The following is a 16,531-nucleotide window of genomic DNA, read 5'->3' on the forward strand; positions in this document are numbered from 1 at the left end:
GCCTCGGCCTTGGCCTCGGCGTCCGCCTCGGCCTTGGCCTCGGCGTCCGCCTTGGCCTTCGCCTCAGCGGCAGCGGCAGCGGCAGCGGCAGCGGCTGCGGCCTCGGCCTTCGCGGCAGCGGCTTCCTCGGCCGCCTTCGCCTCAGCGGCAGCGGCTGCGGCGGCCTCGGCCTCCTCGGCGGCAGCCGCGGCGGCCAGTTCGGCCTCCGTCGGTTCCGGGGCCTTCACCGATTCCAGCAGCAGCTGCGCCACGTCCACGACCTGGACGGATTCCTTCGCCTGGCCGTCGTTCTTCTTGCCGTTCACCGAGTCGGTCAGCATGACCAGGCAGAACGGGCACGCGGTGGAGACGATGTCCGGGTTCAGGGACAGGGCCTCGTCGACGCGCTCGTTGTTGATGCGCTTGCCGATCCGCTCCTCCATCCACATCCGCGCGCCACCCGCGCCACAGCAGAAGCCCCGCTCCTTGTGGCGGTGCATCTCCTGCTGGCGCAGCCCCGGCACGGCCGACATGATCTCGCGCGGCGGCGTGTAGACCTTGTTGTGCCGGCCCAGGTAGCAGGGGTCGTGGTACGTGATCAGCCCGTCGACCGGCGTCACCGGCGTCAGCCGGCCCTCGTCGATCAGGTGCTGGAGCAGCTGCGTGTGGTGGATGACCTCGTACTCGCCGCCCAGCTGCGGGTACTCGTTCGCGATGGTGTTGAAGCAGTGCGGGCAGGTCGAGACGATGCGCTTCGCCGACTTCGGCTTCTTCGTCGACTCGTCCTCGTCGTCCTCGCCGAACGCCATGTTCAGCATGGCCACGTTCTCCTGGGCCAGCTGCTGGAACAGCGGCTCGTTGCCCAGGCGGCGCGGGGAGTCACCGGTGCACTTCTCGTCGCCGCCCATGATCGCGAACTTGACGCCCGCGATGTTCAGCAGCTCCGCGAAGGCCTTCGTGGTCTTCTTCGCCCGGTCCTCCAGGGCGCCCGCGCAGCCGACCCAGTACAGGTAGTCGAACTCCGAGAGGTCCTCCGCGTCCTTCCCGATGATCGGGACCTCGAAGTCGACCTCCTTCGTCCACTCCACGCGCTGCTTCTTGGCCAGGCCCCAGGGGTTGCCCTTCTTCTCCAGGTTCTTGAGCATCGTGCCCGCCTCCGACGGGAACGCGCTCTCGATCATCACCTGGTAGCGGCGCATGTCGACGATGTGGTCGATGTGCTCGATGTCGACCGGGCACTGCTCCACGCACGCACCGCAGGTCGTGCAGGACCACAGCACGTCCGGGTCGATGACGCCGTTCTCCTCGGCGGTGCCGATCAGCGGGCGCTCGGCCTCCGCGAGGGCCGCGGCCGGGACGTCCTTCAGCTGCTCGGCCGTCGCCTTCTCGTTGCCCTCCATGTCCTTGCCGCCGCCGGCGAGCAGGTACGGGGCCTTGGCGTGCGCGTGGTCGCGCAGCGACATGATCAGGAGCTTCGGGGACAGCGGCTTGCCGGTGTTCCAGGCGGGGCACTGCGACTGGCAGCGGCCGCACTCGGTGCAGGTGGAGAAGTCGAGGATGCCCTTCCAGGAGAACTGCTCGACCTGGGAGACGCCGAAGACGTCGTCCTCGCCCGGGTCCTCGAAGTCGATCTCCTTGCCGCCGCTGGTCATCGGCTGCAGCGCGCCGAGGGCGGTGGAGCCGTCCGCGTTGCGCTTGAACCAGATGTTCGGGAAGCCGAGGAAGCGGTGCCAGGCGACACCCATGTTGGTGTTGAGCGAGACGACGATCATCCAGATCAGCGAGACGCCGATCTTGACCATCGCGGTGAAGTAGATGGCGTTCTGCAGGGCGCCGAGGGAGAGGCTCTTGAAGGCCAGCACCAGCGGGTACGAGGCGAAGTAGGCCGGCTCGTACGAGTCCACGTGGTGGATCGCGCCCTCCAGGCCGCGCAGCGTCAGGATCGCGAGGCCGATGGTGAGGATCACGTACTCGACGAAGTACGCCTGCCAGGCCTTGGAGCCCGCGAAGCGCGACTTGCGGCCCGCCCGGGAGGGCAGCGACAGCAGGCGGATGGCCATCAGCACGACGATGCCGAGGATCGTCATGACGCCGATGAATTCGATGTACAGCTCGAACGGCAGGAACTCGCCGACGATCGGCAGGACCCAGTCGGCCTGGAAGAGCTGGCCGTACGCCTGGACCAGCGTCGGAGGCAGCGTCAGGAAGCCGATGGCGACGAACCAGTGGGCGAAGCCGACGATGCCCCAGCGGTTCATCCGGCTGTGGCCGAGGAACTCCCTGACCAGGGTGAGCGTTCGTTCCTTCGGCCGGTCCGTGCGGCTGCCCGCCGGTACGGGTTGACCGATCTTCACGAACCGGTAGATCTGCGCCACGGCTCGGGCGAGCAGCGCGACGCCGACCACGGTCAGGACCAGCGACACGATGATCGCGGCGAGTTGCATGGGAGGGCTCCTCGGGCGGGACTTACTAAGCGGTAACTTATTGAGTCAAGGCTTGAGGTTACCCAGTTCCCGCGCCGCAATGTAGGTGAGCGAGCGGTGATCTGTGTCGCTCAGGCATGCCTCTGTCGGTAGGCCGCCCGAGGGGTCTGCGCGAGGATCGCGAGATCCATCCCCAGCCAATGGCTCTCCACATAGTGCCGGTCCAGCAGGGCCATCTCTTCCCAGGGGAGGTCGGATCGCGCGCTGACCTGCCACAATCCGGTCATTCCGGGACGTACGAGCAGGCGTTCGGGCCGGTCCGTCCGCGCCTCGGGGCGCGGCCCGACCAGGGACATCTCCCCGCGCACCACGTTGAGCAGCTGCGGCAGCGCGTCCAGGGCGCACCGCTCGACCGCCTCCCCGGCCCACCCGGCGTCCTCGGTCCGCAGCCGCCAGGTGCGGAACGGGCGTCCGCCGAGCCCGAGCGCCGGGTCGCGTACGAGGACCCGGGCGCGCGGGGTCGCGCACAGCAGCGCGGCGGCCAGCAGCATCGGGACGGCGCACACCGCCAGCAGGATCAGCGCGCCGGCCAGGTCGAACACCCGCTTGGCCGGCCACGGCCCTGGCCGGGCGGGGAGCGTGAGCAGCAGAGGCATGCCAGCACCGTGCCGGATGCCTCCGGCGGTGCGGGGGTGGCGCGCGGCCGGGGTGACCCGTTCGGGCGCGGCGCCGTTGCCGGGGCTCCGCCCCGGACCCCGCGCCTCAAACGCCGGCGAGGCTGGATCGCCTGAGCGTAGGGGCTACCTAAAGGTTGAGCCCCCCAGGCTCACCTCTGTTGACGCGAGCGTGGCGTTGCGGCATTCTTGAGTCCGTTGCACTCAAGTCAGCTGGAGGAATTGAAATGGCACGTGCGGTCGGCATCGACCTGGGCACCACTAACTCCGTCGTCAGCGTTCTCGAAGGCGGCGAGCCCACCGTCATCACCAACGCCGAGGGCGCCAGGACCACGCCGTCCGTCGTCGCCTTCGCCAAGAACGGCGAGGTCCTCGTCGGCGAGGTGGCCAAGCGCCAGGCGGTCACGAACGTGGACCGGACCATCCGCTCCGTCAAGCGCCACATGGGCACTGACTGGAAGATCAACCTGGATGGCAAGGACTTCAACCCGCAGCAGATGAGCGCCTTCATCCTGCAGAAGCTGAAGCGCGACGCCGAGGCGTACCTGGGCGAGAAGGTCACGGACGCGGTCATCACCGTCCCGGCCTACTTCAACGACTCCGAGCGCCAGGCGACGAAGGAGGCCGGTGAGATCGCGGGCCTCAACGTCCTGCGCATCGTCAACGAGCCGACCGCCGCCGCCCTGGCCTACGGCCTCGACAAGGACGACCAGACCATTCTCGTCTTCGACCTCGGCGGCGGCACCTTCGACGTGTCGCTCCTGGAGATCGGTGACGGCGTCGTCGAGGTGAAGGCCACCAACGGTGACAACCACCTCGGTGGTGACGACTGGGACCAGCGCGTCGTCGACTACCTGGTGAAGCAGTTCGCCAACGGTCACGGCGTCGACCTGTCCAAGGACAAGATGGCGCTCCAGCGCCTGCGCGAGGCCGCCGAGAAGGCGAAGATCGAGCTGTCCTCCTCCACGGAGACCTCGATCAACCTGCCGTACATCACGGCCTCCGCCGAGGGCCCGCTGCACCTGGACGAGAAGCTCACGCGCTCGCAGTTCCAGCAGCTCACCGCGGACCTGCTCGACCGCTGCAAGACCCCGTTCCACAACGTGATCAAGGACGCGGGCATCAACCTGTCCGAGATCGACCACGTGGTCCTGGTCGGCGGCTCCACCCGCATGCCGGCCGTCGCGGAGCTCGTCAAGGAGCTCACCGGCGGTCAGGACGCCAACAAGGGCGTCAACCCGGACGAGGTCGTCGCCATCGGCGCCACCCTCCAGGCCGGTGTGCTCAAGGGTGAGGTCAAGGACGTCCTGCTCCTCGACGTGACCCCGCTGTCCCTGGGTATCGAAACCAAGGGCGGCATCATGACCAAGCTCATCGAGCGCAACACCACGATCCCGACCAAGCGGTCCGAGATCTTCACGACGGCCGAGGACAACCAGCCGTCCGTGCAGATCCAGGTCTACCAGGGCGAGCGCGAGATCGCGGCGTACAACAAGAAGCTCGGCATGTTCGAGCTGACCGGCCTGCCGCCGGCCCCGCGTGGCGTCCCGCAGATCGAGGTCTCCTTCGACATCGACGCGAACGGCATCATGCACGTCACGGCCAAGGACCTCGGCACGGGCAAGGAGCAGAAGATGACCGTCACCGGCGGCTCTTCGCTCGGCAAGGACGAGGTCGACCGCATGCGCCAGGAGGCGGAGCAGTACGCGGACGAGGACCTGCGCCGCAAGGAGGCCGCCGAGTCCCGCAACCAGGGTGAGCAGCTCGTCTACCAGACGGAGAAGTTCCTCTCGGAGAACGCGGACAAGGTCCCGGGTGACGTCAAGACCGAGGTCGAGACGGCCATCACCGAGCTCAAGGAGAAGCTGAAGGGCGAGGACACGGCCGAGATCCGCACCTCGACCGAGAAGCTCGCCGCGATCAGCCAGAAGCTGGGCCAGGCCATCTACGCCGACGCCCAGGCCGCCCAGGGTGCGGCCGGCGCCGCCGGTGACGCGGGCCAGGCGAAGGCCGACGACGACGTCGTCGACGCCGAGATCGTGGACGACGAGAAGCCGAAGGGCGGCGCTGCCTGATGTCGGAGGAGACCCCGGGCTTCGACGAGAAGCCCGAAGTCCCCGCCGACGGCACGCCCGACGACGCCGCCGAGCCGAAGGCCGCCGCCTCCTCCGACAAGGAGGAGGCCGCGGCCCCGGCCGGGGACTCCGCAGCAGCAGACGTGGCTCTGCTGGCGCAGCTGGACCAGGCCCGTACCGCGCTCGGCGAGCGCACCGCGGACCTCCAGCGGCTCCAGGCGGAGTACCAGAACTACCGCCGTCGCGTGGAGCGGGACCGGATCGCCGTCAAGGAGATCGCGGTCGCGTCCCTCCTGACGGAGCTCCTGCCGACGCTGGACGACATCGGCCGGGCGCGCGAGCACGGCGAACTGGTCGGCGGCTTCAAGTCGGTGGCCGAGTCGCTGGAGACGGCGGCGGCCAAGATGGGCCTGCAGCAGTTCGGCAAGGAGGGCGAGCCCTTCGACCCGACGATCCACGAGGCCCTGATGCACTCGTACGCGCCGGACGTCACGGAGGACACCTGCGTGGCGATCCTCCAGCCGGGGTACCGGATCGGCGAGCGTACGATCCGTCCCGCGCGGGTCGCGGTCGCCGAGCCCCAGCCGGGTGCGGCTCCCGCCGCGAAGTCCGAGTCCTCGGAGGGCGACAAGCCGTCCGACAAGGACGCGGATGCACCCGAAAAGGACTGACGCGACACCCGTAGGAAACGCAGGAATCCGAGAGGAGGGCCACCGGGGATGAGCACGAAGGACTTCGTCGAGAAGGACTACTACAAGGTCCTCGGTGTCCCGAAGGACGCGACCGAGGCGGAGATCAAGAAGGCGTACCGGAAGCTCGCGCGCGAGTTCCACCCGGACGCCAACAAGGGCGACGCCTCGGCCGAGGCCCGCTTCAAGGAGATCTCCGAGGCGAACGACGTCCTCGGGGACGCCAAGAAGCGCAAGGAGTACGACGAGGCCCGCGCGCTGTTCGGCAACGGGGGCTTCCGCCCCGGTCCGGGCGGCCCGGGCGGCGGCTCCTTCAACTTCGACCTGGGCGACCTCTTCGGGGGCGCCCAGGGCGGCGGTGCGGGAGCCGGCGGCTTCGGCGGCGGCCTCGGGGACGTCTTCGGCGGCCTGTTCAACCGCGGCGCCGGCCCGGGTCCGGGTACCCGTACCCAGCCGCGCCGCGGCCAGGACGTCGAGTCCGAGGTCACGCTCTCCTTCACGGAGGCGGTGGACGGCGCGACGGTCCCGCTGCGGATGTCCTCGCAGGCCCCCTGCAAGGCCTGTTCCGGCACCGGCGACAAGAACGGCACCCCCCGGGTCTGCCCGACCTGCGTCGGCACCGGCCAGGTGTCCCGCGGCAGCGGCGGCGGCTTCTCGCTGACCGACCCCTGCGCGGACTGCAAGGGCCGCGGCCTGATCGCGGAGAACCCCTGCGACGTCTGCAAGGGCAGCGGGCGGGCCCGCAGCTCGCGGACCATGCAGGTCCGGATCCCGGCGGGCGTCTCCGACGGCCAGCGGATCCGGCTGCGCGGCAAGGGCACTCCCGGTGAGCGCGGCGGCCCGGCCGGCGACCTCTACGTGGTGGTCCACGTGGACTCCCACCCGGTGTTCGGCCGCAAGGGCGACAACCTCACGGTGACCGTCCCGGTGACCTTCGCGGAGGCCGCCCTGGGCGCCGACATCAAGGTTCCGACCCTGAACGGTCCGTCCGTCACGCTGAAACTGCCCCCGGGCACCCCCGGCGGCCGTACGATGCGGGCCCGCGGCAAGGGTGCGCTCCGCAAGGACGGCACCCGCGGCGACCTGCTCGTCACGGTGGAGGTGGCGGTGCCGACGGAGCTGTCCGACAAGGCCCGCGAGGCCCTGGAGATGTACCGCGACGCGGCGGGATCCGAGGATCCGCGCGCCCTGCTGTTCGAGTCCGCGAAGGGAGCATGACATGGACGGCCGCCGACGACAGCCCCGCTTCGGTGGGGCCTACCAGCTCACCGACGAGACCCCGGTCTACGTGATCTCGGTGGCCGCCCAGCTCTCGGGCCTGCATCCGCAGACCCTGCGCCAGTACGACCGGCTCGGCCTGGTCTCCCCGGACCGGACGGCCGGCCGCGGCCGGCGCTACTCCGCCCGGGACATCGAACTGCTCCGCACGGTGCAGGCCCTGTCCCAGGACGAGGGCATCAATCTGGCGGGAATCAAGCGGATCATCGAGCTGGAGAACCAGGTGGCGGCGCTCCAGCAGCGCGTCGCCGAGCTGTCCACCGCCGTGGACGGCGCGGCCGCCGCCCTCAAGGCCCGCGAGGCGCAGGTGCACGCCTCGTACCGCCGCGACCTGGTCCCGTACCAGCCGCCGCAGCCGGGCAACGCCCTGGTCGTCTGGCGCCCCAAGCGCCCGATGGACTGACGCGCGGCCCGCTCCGTTCCGCGTACGAAGGCCCCGCCCGGGATCCGGGCGGGGCCTTCGTGTGCGCGGACGGCCGAGGCCGTGTACGCCCCTGTCAGGCCTCCGGAAGGTCCGGGGGTCCTTCGGTGTGCAGAATGCCCGACTGGGCGATGAGATAGCCCAGCTGGGCCCTGCTGCCGCTGCCCAGCGCGGTCGCCAGGCGTGCGATGTGCGCACGGCAGGTCCGCACGTTCATGCCCAGCCGGCGCGCGATGGCCTCGTCCACGTGTCCCTCGACCAGCAACTGGGCGATGGAGCGCTGGACGCCGGAGATCCCGTCGGGCGTGTGCGTGTACGTGACCTCGTCGCTGAGCGGCACGGCCCGCCGCCACAGCTGCTCGAACACCTTGATCAGGTAGTCGACCAGCCCGGGGTGGCGCAGCTCCAGCGCCACCCGCCGGTCGTCGCTGACCGGGATGAAGGCCACCGTCCGGTCGAACACGATGAGCCGCTCGATCAGCTCCTCCAGGGTGCGGATCTCCACCTTTCCCGCGGAGATCCGGTCCACGTAGGCGAGCGTGCCCTGGCTGTGCCGCGCGGTGTGCTGGTAGAGCGTGCGGATGCTCACCCCGCGGTCGATCAGCGGGGCGTCGCGTTCCAGGGCCTCGCTGAGGGCGTAGGAGGGGCGGGCGCCGCCCGGCTGCACCGTCAGCATCTCCGTATGGCATTCGGCCGTCGCCAGATCCAGCGCGGCGTTGATCTGGTCGAATCCCTCCAGCACAGTGATGGCGTGGGTGTTGGCGGGGTTCTGCGCGCTGATGGTCAGGAACGGCTCGAATGCGTCGGTGAGGTCGATCGCGCTGCGCCGCCGGTCCTGGATTTCGCGCTCCAGCGGCTGGAGCCGCTGGGCCAGGGCGACGGCGGGCGGAACCGCGCGGAGCTGGTTCGCGTCGTCCGGGTCGGGACGCAGGAGGGCGAATTCAAGCAGGCAGGGAACGTTTTCCACCTCGCTGCGCGGTACCCGTCCGGTGCTCAGCGCCGCCGCGTAGAGCCGGGCCCCCTCGTCGCACATGGATGTCACGGGGTGGGGATGTGTCGGGTTTGTGTCTCTTATGGGCAAATCTCCACCCCCCAGGGTCCTGAACATGCAAGAACATGATGCATCGTCCCTGTGGCCGTAACGTGCCTGAATGAGCCATGGTCTGACATGCGGGGGAGAGGATTCCATCAAGTGAGGACGAAGCCGACCATGTACAAGAGAATGCTTCGCTCGGCGCTTGCCGTTGTTTTCTCCGCTGTTGCGGTCTTTGGGGCAGTCGGCGCTGTCAACGGCGACGCGGGGGGTGCTCTGGCCGACAGCGGTTGGAACGTCGCGCCGACGACGGACAGCGGTTCGAACGCCAGGCCGGCAGGCAAGGTGGACAGCGGCTGGAACACCGTGGCGGACGGTGAGCTCGACAGCGGTTGGAACGTCGTGCCGACCGTCCAGTCCGACAGCGGCTGGAACGCTGCTCCCGCGACGGTCGCCTGATGACCCCCGACGACCGCGATTTCCGACGTGAGATGGCTTCCGCCTACCGGTCCGGCTGGCAGTTCATCGACCTTGCGACCGCCATCCCCTACGCAGGCGATTCGCTGATGGTCACCCTCTTCGGCCAGCCCATCGTCGTCGTGCGCGAGGAGGACGAAGACGTCCGCGCCTACCGCTGTCTGCGCCGCCCCCGGGGCGCACCGCAGCCCGTCCGCTGCGAGGTGCGGTACGGCATGGTCTTCGTCAACCTCGATCAGCGCGACCACCAGCTCTTCGAACCCGACATCACCGCCGCCACCCCCCGCAGTGCCTGAGGCGATTCCCCCGTCGTTGCAGATCGCCCCAGGTGCTTCCCCCACACAACGGCGCCATCGTGGACCTGACCACGATGGCGCCGTTGTGATGTCCGCGTCCAGTGGTTGAACCGGACAATCAGCTGAGGATCGGATGAGAACCGCCGCGGCCGCCCGTACGGGTCAGGCCCGGCCCATCGCCCGGTCCAGGGTGATCTCCAGGACCACCCGGTCGGGGTTGGGCGAGGGCGTCCGCCCGTACCGCACCGCGTAGCGCGCCACCGCGTCGGCGACCGACGCCTCATCCGTACGGATCACCGCGCGCCCCTCCAGGGTCGCCCAGCGCCGGCCCTCCATCTGGCAGACCGCCACCCGCGCCGTGCCGTCCGGCGCCGCCAGGACGTTGCGCACCTTCTTGCTGCTCTTGCTGCTGATCACCCGCGCCAGCCCCGCCCCGGGGTCGTAGGTCACGCCCACCGGCACCACGTGCGGCGTGCCGTCGGGCCGCGGGGTGGTCAGGGTGCAGACGTGCCGCTCCCGCCAGAAGGCGAGGTACTCGGGCGTCGGATTGAGTACGTCATGGGACATGCGCCGAAGCGTACGCGCGCGGACCGCATCGGCCCACAAGCAGCCTTGAGTGGAATAGACTCAACTTTGCAGACGCTGAAGATGTCAGAGTTGCGCATACCGCTGTGCCCCCCCCGCCGGAGAGGAGAACCCGAGAGTGGACGCCGAGCTGACGAACAAGAGCCGCGACGCCCTGAACGCGGCCACCAGCAGGGCCGTCAAGGACGGCCACGCCGACCTGACCCCCGCACACCTGCTGCTGGCACTGCTCGCCGGCGAGGACAACGAGAACGTCACCGACCTGCTCGCCGCGACCGACGCCGACCAGGCCGCCGTCCGGGCCGGGGCCGAGCGGCTGCTCGCCGCCCTGCCCAGCGTCACGGGCTCCACGGTCGCGCCCCCGCAGCCCACCCGCGAGCTGCTCGCCGTACTGGCGGAGGCCGACGCCGAGGCCGGGAAGCTCGGCGACGAGTACCTCTCCACCGAACACCTCCTCATCGCGACCGCCGCCAAGGGCGGAGCCGCCGGTGAGGTCCTTTCCGCCCAGGGCGCGACGGCGAAGAAGCTGCTGGCCGCATTCGAGAACGCACGAGGAGGACGGCGGGTGACCACCCCCGATCCCGAGGGACAGTACAAGGCCCTGGAGAAGTTCGGCACGGACTTCACGGCGGCCGCCCGCGAGGGCAAGCTCGACCCCGTCATCGGCCGCGACCACGAGATCCGCCGCGTTGTCCAGGTCCTTTCGCGCCGTACGAAGAACAACCCGGTGCTCATCGGCGAGCCCGGCGTCGGCAAGACCGCCGTCGTCGAGGGCCTGGCCCAGCGCATCGTCAAGGGCGACGTCCCCGAGTCCCTGAAGAACAAGCGGCTGGTCTCCCTCGACCTCGGCGCGATGGTCGCCGGCGCGAAGTACCGCGGCGAGTTCGAGGAGCGCCTCAAGACCGTCCTGGCGGAGATCAAGTCCAGCGACGGGCAGATCATCACCTTCATCGACGAGCTCCACACCGTCGTCGGCGCGGGCGCCGGCGGGGACTCCGCCATGGACGCGGGCAACATGCTCAAGCCCATGCTGGCCCGCGGCGAGCTGCGCATGGTCGGCGCGACCACCCTGGACGAGTACCGCGAGCGCATCGAGAAGGACCCGGCGCTGGAGCGCCGCTTCCAGCAGGTGCTGGTCGCCGAGCCGTCCGTCGAGGACACCATCGCCATCCTGCGCGGCCTGAAGGGCCGCTACGAGGCCCACCACAAGGTGGTCATCAACGACAGCGCCCTCGTCGCCGCCGCCACCCTCTCCGACCGCTACATCACCTCCCGCTTCCTGCCCGACAAGGCCATCGACCTCGTCGACGAGGCCGCGTCCCGGCTGCGCATGGAGATCGACTCCTCCCCGCTGGAGATCGACGAGCTCCAGCGCTCCGTGGACCGGCTGCGGATGGAGGAGCTGGCGCTGAAGAACGAGTCCGACCCGGCCTCCCGCGAACGCCTCGACAAGATCCGCAAGGACCTCGCCGACAAGGAGGAGGACCTGCGCGGTCTCACCGCCCGCTGGGAGAAGGAGAAGCAGTCCCTCAACCGGGTGGGTGAGCTCAAGGAGCGCCTGGACGACCTGCGCGGCCAGGCCGAGCGCGCCCAGCGCGACGGGGACTTCGACTCGGCTTCCAAGCTGCTCTACGGGGAGATCCCGGCCCTGGAGCACGAGCTGGCGGAGGCCACCGAGGCCGAGGCCGAGGTGTCGAAGGACACGATGGTCAAGGACGAGGTCGGCCCCGACGACATCGCCGACGTGGTCGGCGCCTGGACCGGCATCCCCGCCGGCCGGCTGCTGGAGGGCGAGACCCAGAAGCTGCTGCGCATGGAGGAGGAGCTGGGCCGCCGCCTGATCGGCCAGGGCGAGGCCGTACGGGCCGTCTCGGACGCGGTGCGCCGCACCCGCGCCGGGATCGCCGACCCGGACCGCCCGACCGGCTCGTTCCTCTTCCTGGGCCCGACGGGCGTGGGCAAGACGGAGCTGGCCAAGGCCCTCGCGGACTTCCTCTTCGACGACGAGCGGGCCATGGTCCGCATCGACATGTCGGAGTACGGCGAGAAGCACAGCGTGGCCCGCCTCGTCGGCGCCCCGCCCGGGTACGTCGGCTACGAGGAGGGCGGCCAGCTCACCGAGGCCGTCCGCCGCCGCCCGTACAGCGTGGTCCTGCTGGACGAGGTCGAGAAGGCCCACCCCGAGGTCTTCGACATCCTGCTCCAGGTCCTGGACGACGGCCGGCTCACGGACGGCCAGGGCCGCACCGTGGACTTCCGCAACACCATCCTGATCCTGACCTCGAACCTGGGCAGCCAGTTCCTGGTCGACCCGGCGATCTCCGCCGAGGACAAGAAGGCCCGGGTCCTGGACGTGGTCCGGGCGAGCTTCAAGCCCGAGTTCCTCAACCGCCTCGACGACCTGGTGGTCTTCTCCGCCCTCACCCGCGAGGAACTGGCGCACATCGCCGAGCTCCAGATCGGCCGCCTCGCCCAGCGCCTCGCCGACCGCCGCCTGACCCTCGACGTCACGCCCGAGGCCCTGGCCTGGCTGGCGGACAAGGGCAACGACCCGGCGTACGGCGCCCGCCCCCTGCGCCGCCTGATCCAGACGGCGATCGGCGACCGCCTCGCCAAGGAGATCCTCTCCGGCGAGGTGAAGGACGGCGACACCGTCCGCGTGGCCGTGGCCGGCGAAGACCTGCTGGTCGGCCGCGTGCTGTGACCACCCCGTCCACTCCCCGTGTCCGCCCGGAGCGGATCGGGCGTGCGGGGGTGGACACGGGGTGGGAGCGATGGGGGAGGATGGCGGTATCCGCACGAAGGGAAGTACACGGTGAGCATCGACCCGGCCTCGATTCCGAACTTCGGGGGTCAGCCCGAACCGCAGGCCACAGGACCGGCGGGCCCCGTCGTCCCCGACCAGGATCTGGTCAAGCAGCTCCTGGAGCAGATGGAGCTCAAGTACGTCGTCGACGACGAGGGTGACCTCGCGGCGCCGTGGGAGGACTTCCGGACGTACTTCATGTTCCGCGGCGAAGACGAGCAGCAGGTCTTCTCCGTCCGGACCTTCTACGACCGTCCGCACGCCATCGACGACAAGCCGCAGCTGCTCGAGTCGATCGACGACTGGAACCGCCGCACCCTGTGGCCGAAGGTCTACAGCCACACGCACGACGACGGCTCGGTCCGTCTGATCGGCGAAGCGCAGATGCTGATCGGCACCGGCGTCAGCCTGGAGCACTTCGTGTCCTCCACGGTCAGCTGGGTGCGCGCCTCGATCGAGTTCGACAAGTGGCTCGTCGAGCAGCTCGGCCTCGAAAAGGACGTCGACTCCGCGGAGGGCGACGACACGGCCGAGGGCGACGAGACCAACTAGTCGCCGACGGCCCTCACAGGGGTACCCGCGCCACCAGGAGCAGGTACACCCCGTAGCCGTACGAGAGCCCGGCCAGGCACGCGGTCACCACGACCGCCGTGCGGGGCCGGGCTCTCGCCATGACGGCCGCCAGCGGCAGCAGCAGCGGGAACGCGGGCAGCAGGAACCGCGGCTTCGATTCGAAGAACCCCGCCCCGCCGTAGGTGATCACCAGCAGGGTGCCGGTGTACGCGAGCAGCGGCAGCGGGACCCGCTCCAGCACCAGCGCCGCCGCGAGCAGCCCCGCCGCGGCCAGCACGGCCACCGTCACCGTCGTCGCGACCGGCACGTGCCCGCCGGTCAGCACCGTCTCCGCCGAGCGCAGCGCCCCGACGCCGAAGTCGAAGCGCGAGCCCCATTGCCGCTGTACGGCGAAGTAGCCGAGCGGGTCGCCGCGGTGCGCCCCGACGGCCAGGACGTACGCCGCCCAGCCCGCCGGCGCCAGCAGCGCGGCCGCCCACACCGCGGGCGCGCGGTTGCCCCGCAGCGCCAGTTCCCGTACCGCCAGCGCCGTCACGGCGGCGGCCACGGCGATCCCGGTGGGCCGGGTCAGCCCGGCGAGCACCGCCAGGGCCGCCGCCCACGCCCAGCGCTCGCGCAGCAGGGCGTACAGGGCCCAGGCGGCGAGGGCGGCGAGCAGCGCCTCGGTGTAGGCGAGGGTCAGCACCACGGCGTGCGGCAGCGCCGCCCACAGGCCGACGAGCAGCACCCCCGCCCGGGCCCCGAGCAGCCGCTCCCCGACCCGGTAGACCCCGACGGCGGCCACCGCGGCGGCCGTCCAGGACACGGCCAGCCCGGCGAGCGCGGTGCCGCCGGCGAGGCGCACGAGGGCGGGGTAGAGCGGGAAGAAGGCGTAGTCGCTCTGGATGGAGCCGGTGGCCCACATCTGGGTCCGGCCGTAGCCGTGGGCGGCGATGCCGAGGTACCAGACGGAGTCCCAGGAGGAGCCGAGCACCCGCACCGGGTTCCGCCCGGCCCACCAGGACCCGGCGGTCAGCACCAGCACCCCGGCCCCGCGCACGGCCGCGAACACGCCGAGCGCGACGAGGGCCGATGGGGCCGTGGTTTCCCGCGCCCGCGGCCGCAGGGCCACCGTCGTCATGTTCTCGAAAACCTCCGGTGGGACCGCGCTCCCGGTCGGCGTCGCCACGATGGGGGAAACCCTACGAGGGCGAGGGCCCGCGCCCGCGCTGCACGCCCCGGCGCGGCGGGGGAGAGGTTCTCGGACGCCGGTTCCTCCAGGACCTCCGTGCGCTCGCAGAAGGGCAAGGTACGAGCAGCTGTACGCAACCTCAGAGCCGGCACGAGCGTTCGGCTTCGTAGGCGAGCAGATCTCGGCTTCGCCCCATGTACGTGGTCAGCTGCACCTGAACGGCTGCTCTGCGGATCACTGTGGAAGATGAGCAGTCATAGAGAACGTGAATCCCGCCTGCCTGCCCGAGATGGAGCATCGGCCCGTCCTCGGGTGTCGGACTGCCGGCCACCTCCGAGAAATCGGCCCGCACGTACTGAGCCCGGATGCCCAGGAGGCGCTCCAGCCGTCCCAGATGGGCCGACTCGGCAGTTCTCGCGCCGCGCTTCTCCATCACATCACCAAGGCTCATCAGGCACAGCCCGGTCATCATGAAGACGATCACGCATAGGCGGAGAAGTGGGCCCAGGGTCCGGTGTTTGCCGGCGATATGGAGTGCGGGCGCCGCGATGAGAGTTCCGCCCACCAGCATCGTGACCCACAGGCCTTCTCTCAACATGATGGTGGGACTCTCGGCCAGGGCTGCGGCCGCCCACGCCAAACCCACCAGCGCTGACAGCGCAAGGGTCCGCAGTCCGGGGCGCTGCCGGAACTGTCGCAGCAGGAACGCCGCCAAGCGGCTGCGGTCCGACCCCTCGGTCATGCCCATGCTGAACAGGCTGGGAAACGCCAGCAAAGCCGGCACGATCAAGAACCCGAGGAAGACCAGGACGGTTGCGGCCCGGGTCAGCAGTACAGAAGTGTCCAGCCCGACCTCCTCGGGCGTCACGTCGAATTGGGCGAGGTACCGGTCCACAGCCCAGTACTGGATACCCGTCAGGATGACTCCCCCGAGCCCCAACAGGGTGACGATCGCCTGAAGCGCGTCCTTCTTGGCTGGGGTGCGTGTGGTTTCCGCCGGTGGGGCGGTGGGTGTCTGCATGGCGGGATGGTGGCCGCCGGGCCGCCCCCGAACCCTGGACTTGATCAGGTTCTGAGCTTGCGGTGTGGCCGGGCTATGGGACGCGCTGGTACTCAGACTGTAATCTGAGTACAGTCTGAGTATGAGCCTTGCTTACCTGGGAGCCGAGCCCGAGTCGGTGTCGTTCACCGACCTGTCGAGAAACCCGAAGGCCGTAGCCGCCCGGGCTGCCGCCCTCGGTGCTCTGCGCGTCACCCATCGGGACGCACCCGACATGGTGCTGACCACGGCAGTGCACGCGGAGCGCACCGAGGAGAACCTCACGACGGCGTCGAGGCTCTTCCTCGCGCTCATGAAGCACGATGACGGAGCCCGGTCGCTCCTGCTGGCGCTGCCGGAGGTCTTCCCGTGGGTGCGGCACCTCGATGACGAAGAGATGCGCGCATTCACCGTGGAACTTCTGGGAGCGCTTTCCGATGCGGCAGAACTGGGTGCCAGGGAAGCGGTACACCGGGCGCTCGTCTCCTGGAGGGCGACGGCTCGCATCAACGCCGATCCAGAGCAGCTCAAGGAAGCGATGCGCCCGCTCGACGGGGATGACCTGGGTCCGGTCGAGGTGGGCGGGTGAGCCCGAAGAAGGGCGATCGTGTCAGCGTTCCACCCCTGAGCGGATGGAACGTCGTCTTCGGGAGCACGGAGGCGGTGACGGGGTGGGAGGAGCTGTGCCGCGTGGCGCTGCCCAGTGCGCACCGATGCCTGGAGGCGTTGCGCACCGACCCGCTGTCGCGTGACAACTGGAATCGCCAGCATCAGCTTCGCGGGAAACTCGCCACGAAGGAATGGAAGGGATCCGCGCTCGAGCAGTGGGAGTTCGAGGTCACGAGCGGCGGCCGAGTGCGCTACCTGGTCAGCCCCGAGACATTGACCGTTGTTCTGGTCTACGCGTCCACTCGGCACCCCAAGGACACCGAGTAGCTCGTCGTTCCCGTGCGGAACGGGCCCGGCTGAGCCGAGGCCGGGCCCTGTACCCACACGTCCACCCGGCTCACTC

At 70.0% G+C, this 16,531-nt stretch carries 16 protein-coding genes; 10 read left to right on the forward strand and 6 right to left on the reverse strand.

Going from position 1 to position 16,531, the window contains the following annotated elements:
- A partial coding sequence (locus ACFV0Q_RS09255) for a (Fe-S)-binding protein (protein WP_385002868.1) occupies positions 1 to 2,423 on the reverse strand: 2,423 nt, incomplete at its 3' end.
- A gap of 110 nt (positions 2,424 to 2,533) precedes the next feature.
- Complete coding sequence (locus ACFV0Q_RS09260) at positions 2,534 to 3,058, reverse strand: sugar transferase (RefSeq protein WP_385002871.1); 525 nt, start codon at positions 3,056 to 3,058, stop codon at positions 2,534 to 2,536.
- Positions 3,059 to 3,303: 245 nt separating this feature from the next.
- Here ACFV0Q_RS09260 and dnaK point away from each other — a divergent pair, with 245 nt between their 5' ends.
- The 4 genes from dnaK to ACFV0Q_RS09280 are packed head-to-tail and all read left to right on the forward strand — an operon-like array spanning position 3,304 to position 7,521.
- Positions 3,304 to 5,151 (forward strand): molecular chaperone DnaK, encoded by a 1,848-nt coding sequence (gene dnaK / locus ACFV0Q_RS09265; RefSeq protein WP_385002874.1) that lies wholly within the window; start codon positions 3,304 to 3,306, stop codon positions 5,149 to 5,151.
- Complete coding sequence (gene grpE, locus ACFV0Q_RS09270) at positions 5,151 to 5,822, forward strand: nucleotide exchange factor GrpE (protein ID WP_385002877.1); 672 nt, start codon at positions 5,151 to 5,153, stop codon at positions 5,820 to 5,822. Before dnaK ends, grpE begins: the two co-directional genes overlap by 1 nt.
- A 48-nt stretch (positions 5,823 to 5,870) precedes the next feature.
- A complete protein-coding gene (gene dnaJ, locus ACFV0Q_RS09275) occupies positions 5,871 to 7,058 on the forward strand; it encodes a molecular chaperone DnaJ (protein ID WP_385002880.1) in 1,188 nt (395 codons plus the stop codon).
- Between the two features lies 1 nt (position 7,059).
- Positions 7,060 to 7,521: a heat shock protein transcriptional repressor HspR gene (locus ACFV0Q_RS09280; protein ID WP_385002883.1), complete on the forward strand. Its 462-nt coding sequence runs from the start codon at positions 7,060 to 7,062 to the stop codon at positions 7,519 to 7,521.
- Between the two features lie 94 nt (positions 7,522 to 7,615).
- On the opposite strand, the gene ACFV0Q_RS09285 is transcribed toward ACFV0Q_RS09280, so the two are convergent.
- Entirely contained in the window at positions 7,616 to 8,647 is a 1,032-nt protein-coding gene (locus tag ACFV0Q_RS09285; protein WP_385002885.1) for a helix-turn-helix transcriptional regulator, read from the reverse strand.
- Positions 8,648 to 8,731: 84 nt separating this feature from the next.
- Here ACFV0Q_RS09285 and ACFV0Q_RS09290 point away from each other — a divergent pair, with 84 nt between their 5' ends.
- Both ACFV0Q_RS09290 and ACFV0Q_RS09295 read left to right on the forward strand, forming a co-directional pair.
- On the forward strand, positions 8,732 to 9,031 hold the full coding sequence (locus tag ACFV0Q_RS09290; RefSeq protein WP_385002888.1) for a hypothetical protein: 300 nt from the start codon (positions 8,732 to 8,734) through the stop codon (positions 9,029 to 9,031).
- Positions 9,031 to 9,345, forward strand: a complete 315-nt coding sequence (locus ACFV0Q_RS09295; protein WP_267088552.1) for a (2Fe-2S)-binding protein — start codon at positions 9,031 to 9,033, stop codon at positions 9,343 to 9,345. Before ACFV0Q_RS09290 ends, ACFV0Q_RS09295 begins: the two co-directional genes overlap by 1 nt.
- A 162-nt stretch (positions 9,346 to 9,507) precedes the next feature.
- On the opposite strand, the gene ACFV0Q_RS09300 is transcribed toward ACFV0Q_RS09295, so the two are convergent.
- Positions 9,508 to 9,912 (reverse strand): pyridoxamine 5'-phosphate oxidase family protein, encoded by a 405-nt coding sequence (locus ACFV0Q_RS09300; protein ID WP_385002891.1) that lies wholly within the window; start codon positions 9,910 to 9,912, stop codon positions 9,508 to 9,510.
- A 136-nt stretch (positions 9,913 to 10,048) separates the two neighbouring features.
- Between ACFV0Q_RS09300 and clpB the strand changes: the two genes are divergently transcribed.
- Both clpB and ACFV0Q_RS09310 read left to right on the forward strand, forming a co-directional pair.
- Positions 10,049 to 12,634, forward strand: coding sequence for an ATP-dependent chaperone ClpB (gene clpB / locus ACFV0Q_RS09305; RefSeq protein WP_385002894.1), 2,586 nt, complete (start codon positions 10,049 to 10,051; stop codon positions 12,632 to 12,634).
- Positions 12,635 to 12,745: 111 nt separating this feature from the next.
- Positions 12,746 to 13,288, forward strand: a complete 543-nt coding sequence (locus ACFV0Q_RS09310; protein ID WP_351824528.1) for a YbjN domain-containing protein — start codon at positions 12,746 to 12,748, stop codon at positions 13,286 to 13,288.
- A 13-nt stretch (positions 13,289 to 13,301) separates the two neighbouring features.
- On the opposite strand, the gene ACFV0Q_RS09315 is transcribed toward ACFV0Q_RS09310, so the two are convergent.
- Positions 13,302 to 14,429 carry a hypothetical protein gene (locus tag ACFV0Q_RS09315; RefSeq protein WP_385002898.1) on the reverse strand — a complete coding sequence of 376 codons (1,128 nt, stop codon included), beginning with the start codon at positions 14,427 to 14,429 and terminating at the stop codon, positions 13,302 to 13,304.
- A 190-nt stretch (positions 14,430 to 14,619) separates the two neighbouring features.
- On the reverse strand, positions 14,620 to 15,501 hold the full coding sequence (locus ACFV0Q_RS09320; protein ID WP_385002901.1) for a hypothetical protein: 882 nt from the start codon (positions 15,499 to 15,501) through the stop codon (positions 14,620 to 14,622).
- Between the two features lie 121 nt (positions 15,502 to 15,622).
- Between ACFV0Q_RS09320 and ACFV0Q_RS09325 the strand changes: the two genes are divergently transcribed.
- Both ACFV0Q_RS09325 and ACFV0Q_RS09330 read left to right on the forward strand, forming a co-directional pair.
- Positions 15,623 to 16,108: a prevent-host-death family protein gene (locus tag ACFV0Q_RS09325; protein WP_385002904.1), complete on the forward strand. Its 486-nt coding sequence runs from the start codon at positions 15,623 to 15,625 to the stop codon at positions 16,106 to 16,108.
- On the forward strand, positions 16,105 to 16,455 hold the full coding sequence (locus tag ACFV0Q_RS09330; protein WP_385002907.1) for a hypothetical protein: 351 nt from the start codon (positions 16,105 to 16,107) through the stop codon (positions 16,453 to 16,455). The genes ACFV0Q_RS09325 and ACFV0Q_RS09330 overlap by 4 nt, the downstream gene beginning before the upstream one ends.
- Positions 16,456 to 16,531: the final 76 nt, after the last annotated feature.

The sequence above is a fragment of the Streptomyces sp. NPDC059564 genome (assembly GCF_042735575.1).
Lineage (GTDB): Bacteria > Actinomycetota > Actinomycetes > Streptomycetales > Streptomycetaceae > Streptomyces.

Excerpts from the sequence above, each read along its gene's own strand:
- ACFV0Q_RS09280 (WP_385002883.1), top strand. The coding sequence starts at position 7,060 with ATGGACGGCCGCCGACGACAGCCCCGCTTCGGTGGGGCCTACCAGCTC.
- ACFV0Q_RS09320 (WP_385002901.1), bottom strand. The coding sequence starts at position 15,501 with ATGCAGACACCCACCGCCCCACCGGCGGAAACCACACGCACCCCAGCC.
- ACFV0Q_RS09285 (WP_385002885.1), bottom strand. The coding sequence starts at position 8,647 with ATGTTCAGGACCCTGGGGGGTGGAGATTTGCCCATAAGAGACACAAAC.
- ACFV0Q_RS09295 (WP_267088552.1), top strand. The coding sequence starts at position 9,031 with ATGACCCCCGACGACCGCGATTTCCGACGTGAGATGGCTTCCGCCTAC.
- ACFV0Q_RS09315 (WP_385002898.1), bottom strand. The coding sequence starts at position 14,429 with ATGACGACGGTGGCCCTGCGGCCGCGGGCGCGGGAAACCACGGCCCCA.
- ACFV0Q_RS09300 (WP_385002891.1), bottom strand. The coding sequence starts at position 9,912 with ATGTCCCATGACGTACTCAATCCGACGCCCGAGTACCTCGCCTTCTGG.
- grpE (WP_385002877.1), top strand. The coding sequence starts at position 5,151 with ATGTCGGAGGAGACCCCGGGCTTCGACGAGAAGCCCGAAGTCCCCGCC.
- dnaJ (WP_385002880.1), top strand. The coding sequence starts at position 5,871 with ATGAGCACGAAGGACTTCGTCGAGAAGGACTACTACAAGGTCCTCGGT.
- dnaK (WP_385002874.1), top strand. The coding sequence starts at position 3,304 with ATGGCACGTGCGGTCGGCATCGACCTGGGCACCACTAACTCCGTCGTC.
- ACFV0Q_RS09325 (WP_385002904.1), top strand. The coding sequence starts at position 15,623 with ATGAGCCTTGCTTACCTGGGAGCCGAGCCCGAGTCGGTGTCGTTCACC.
- ACFV0Q_RS09260 (WP_385002871.1), bottom strand. The coding sequence starts at position 3,058 with ATGCCTCTGCTGCTCACGCTCCCCGCCCGGCCAGGGCCGTGGCCGGCC.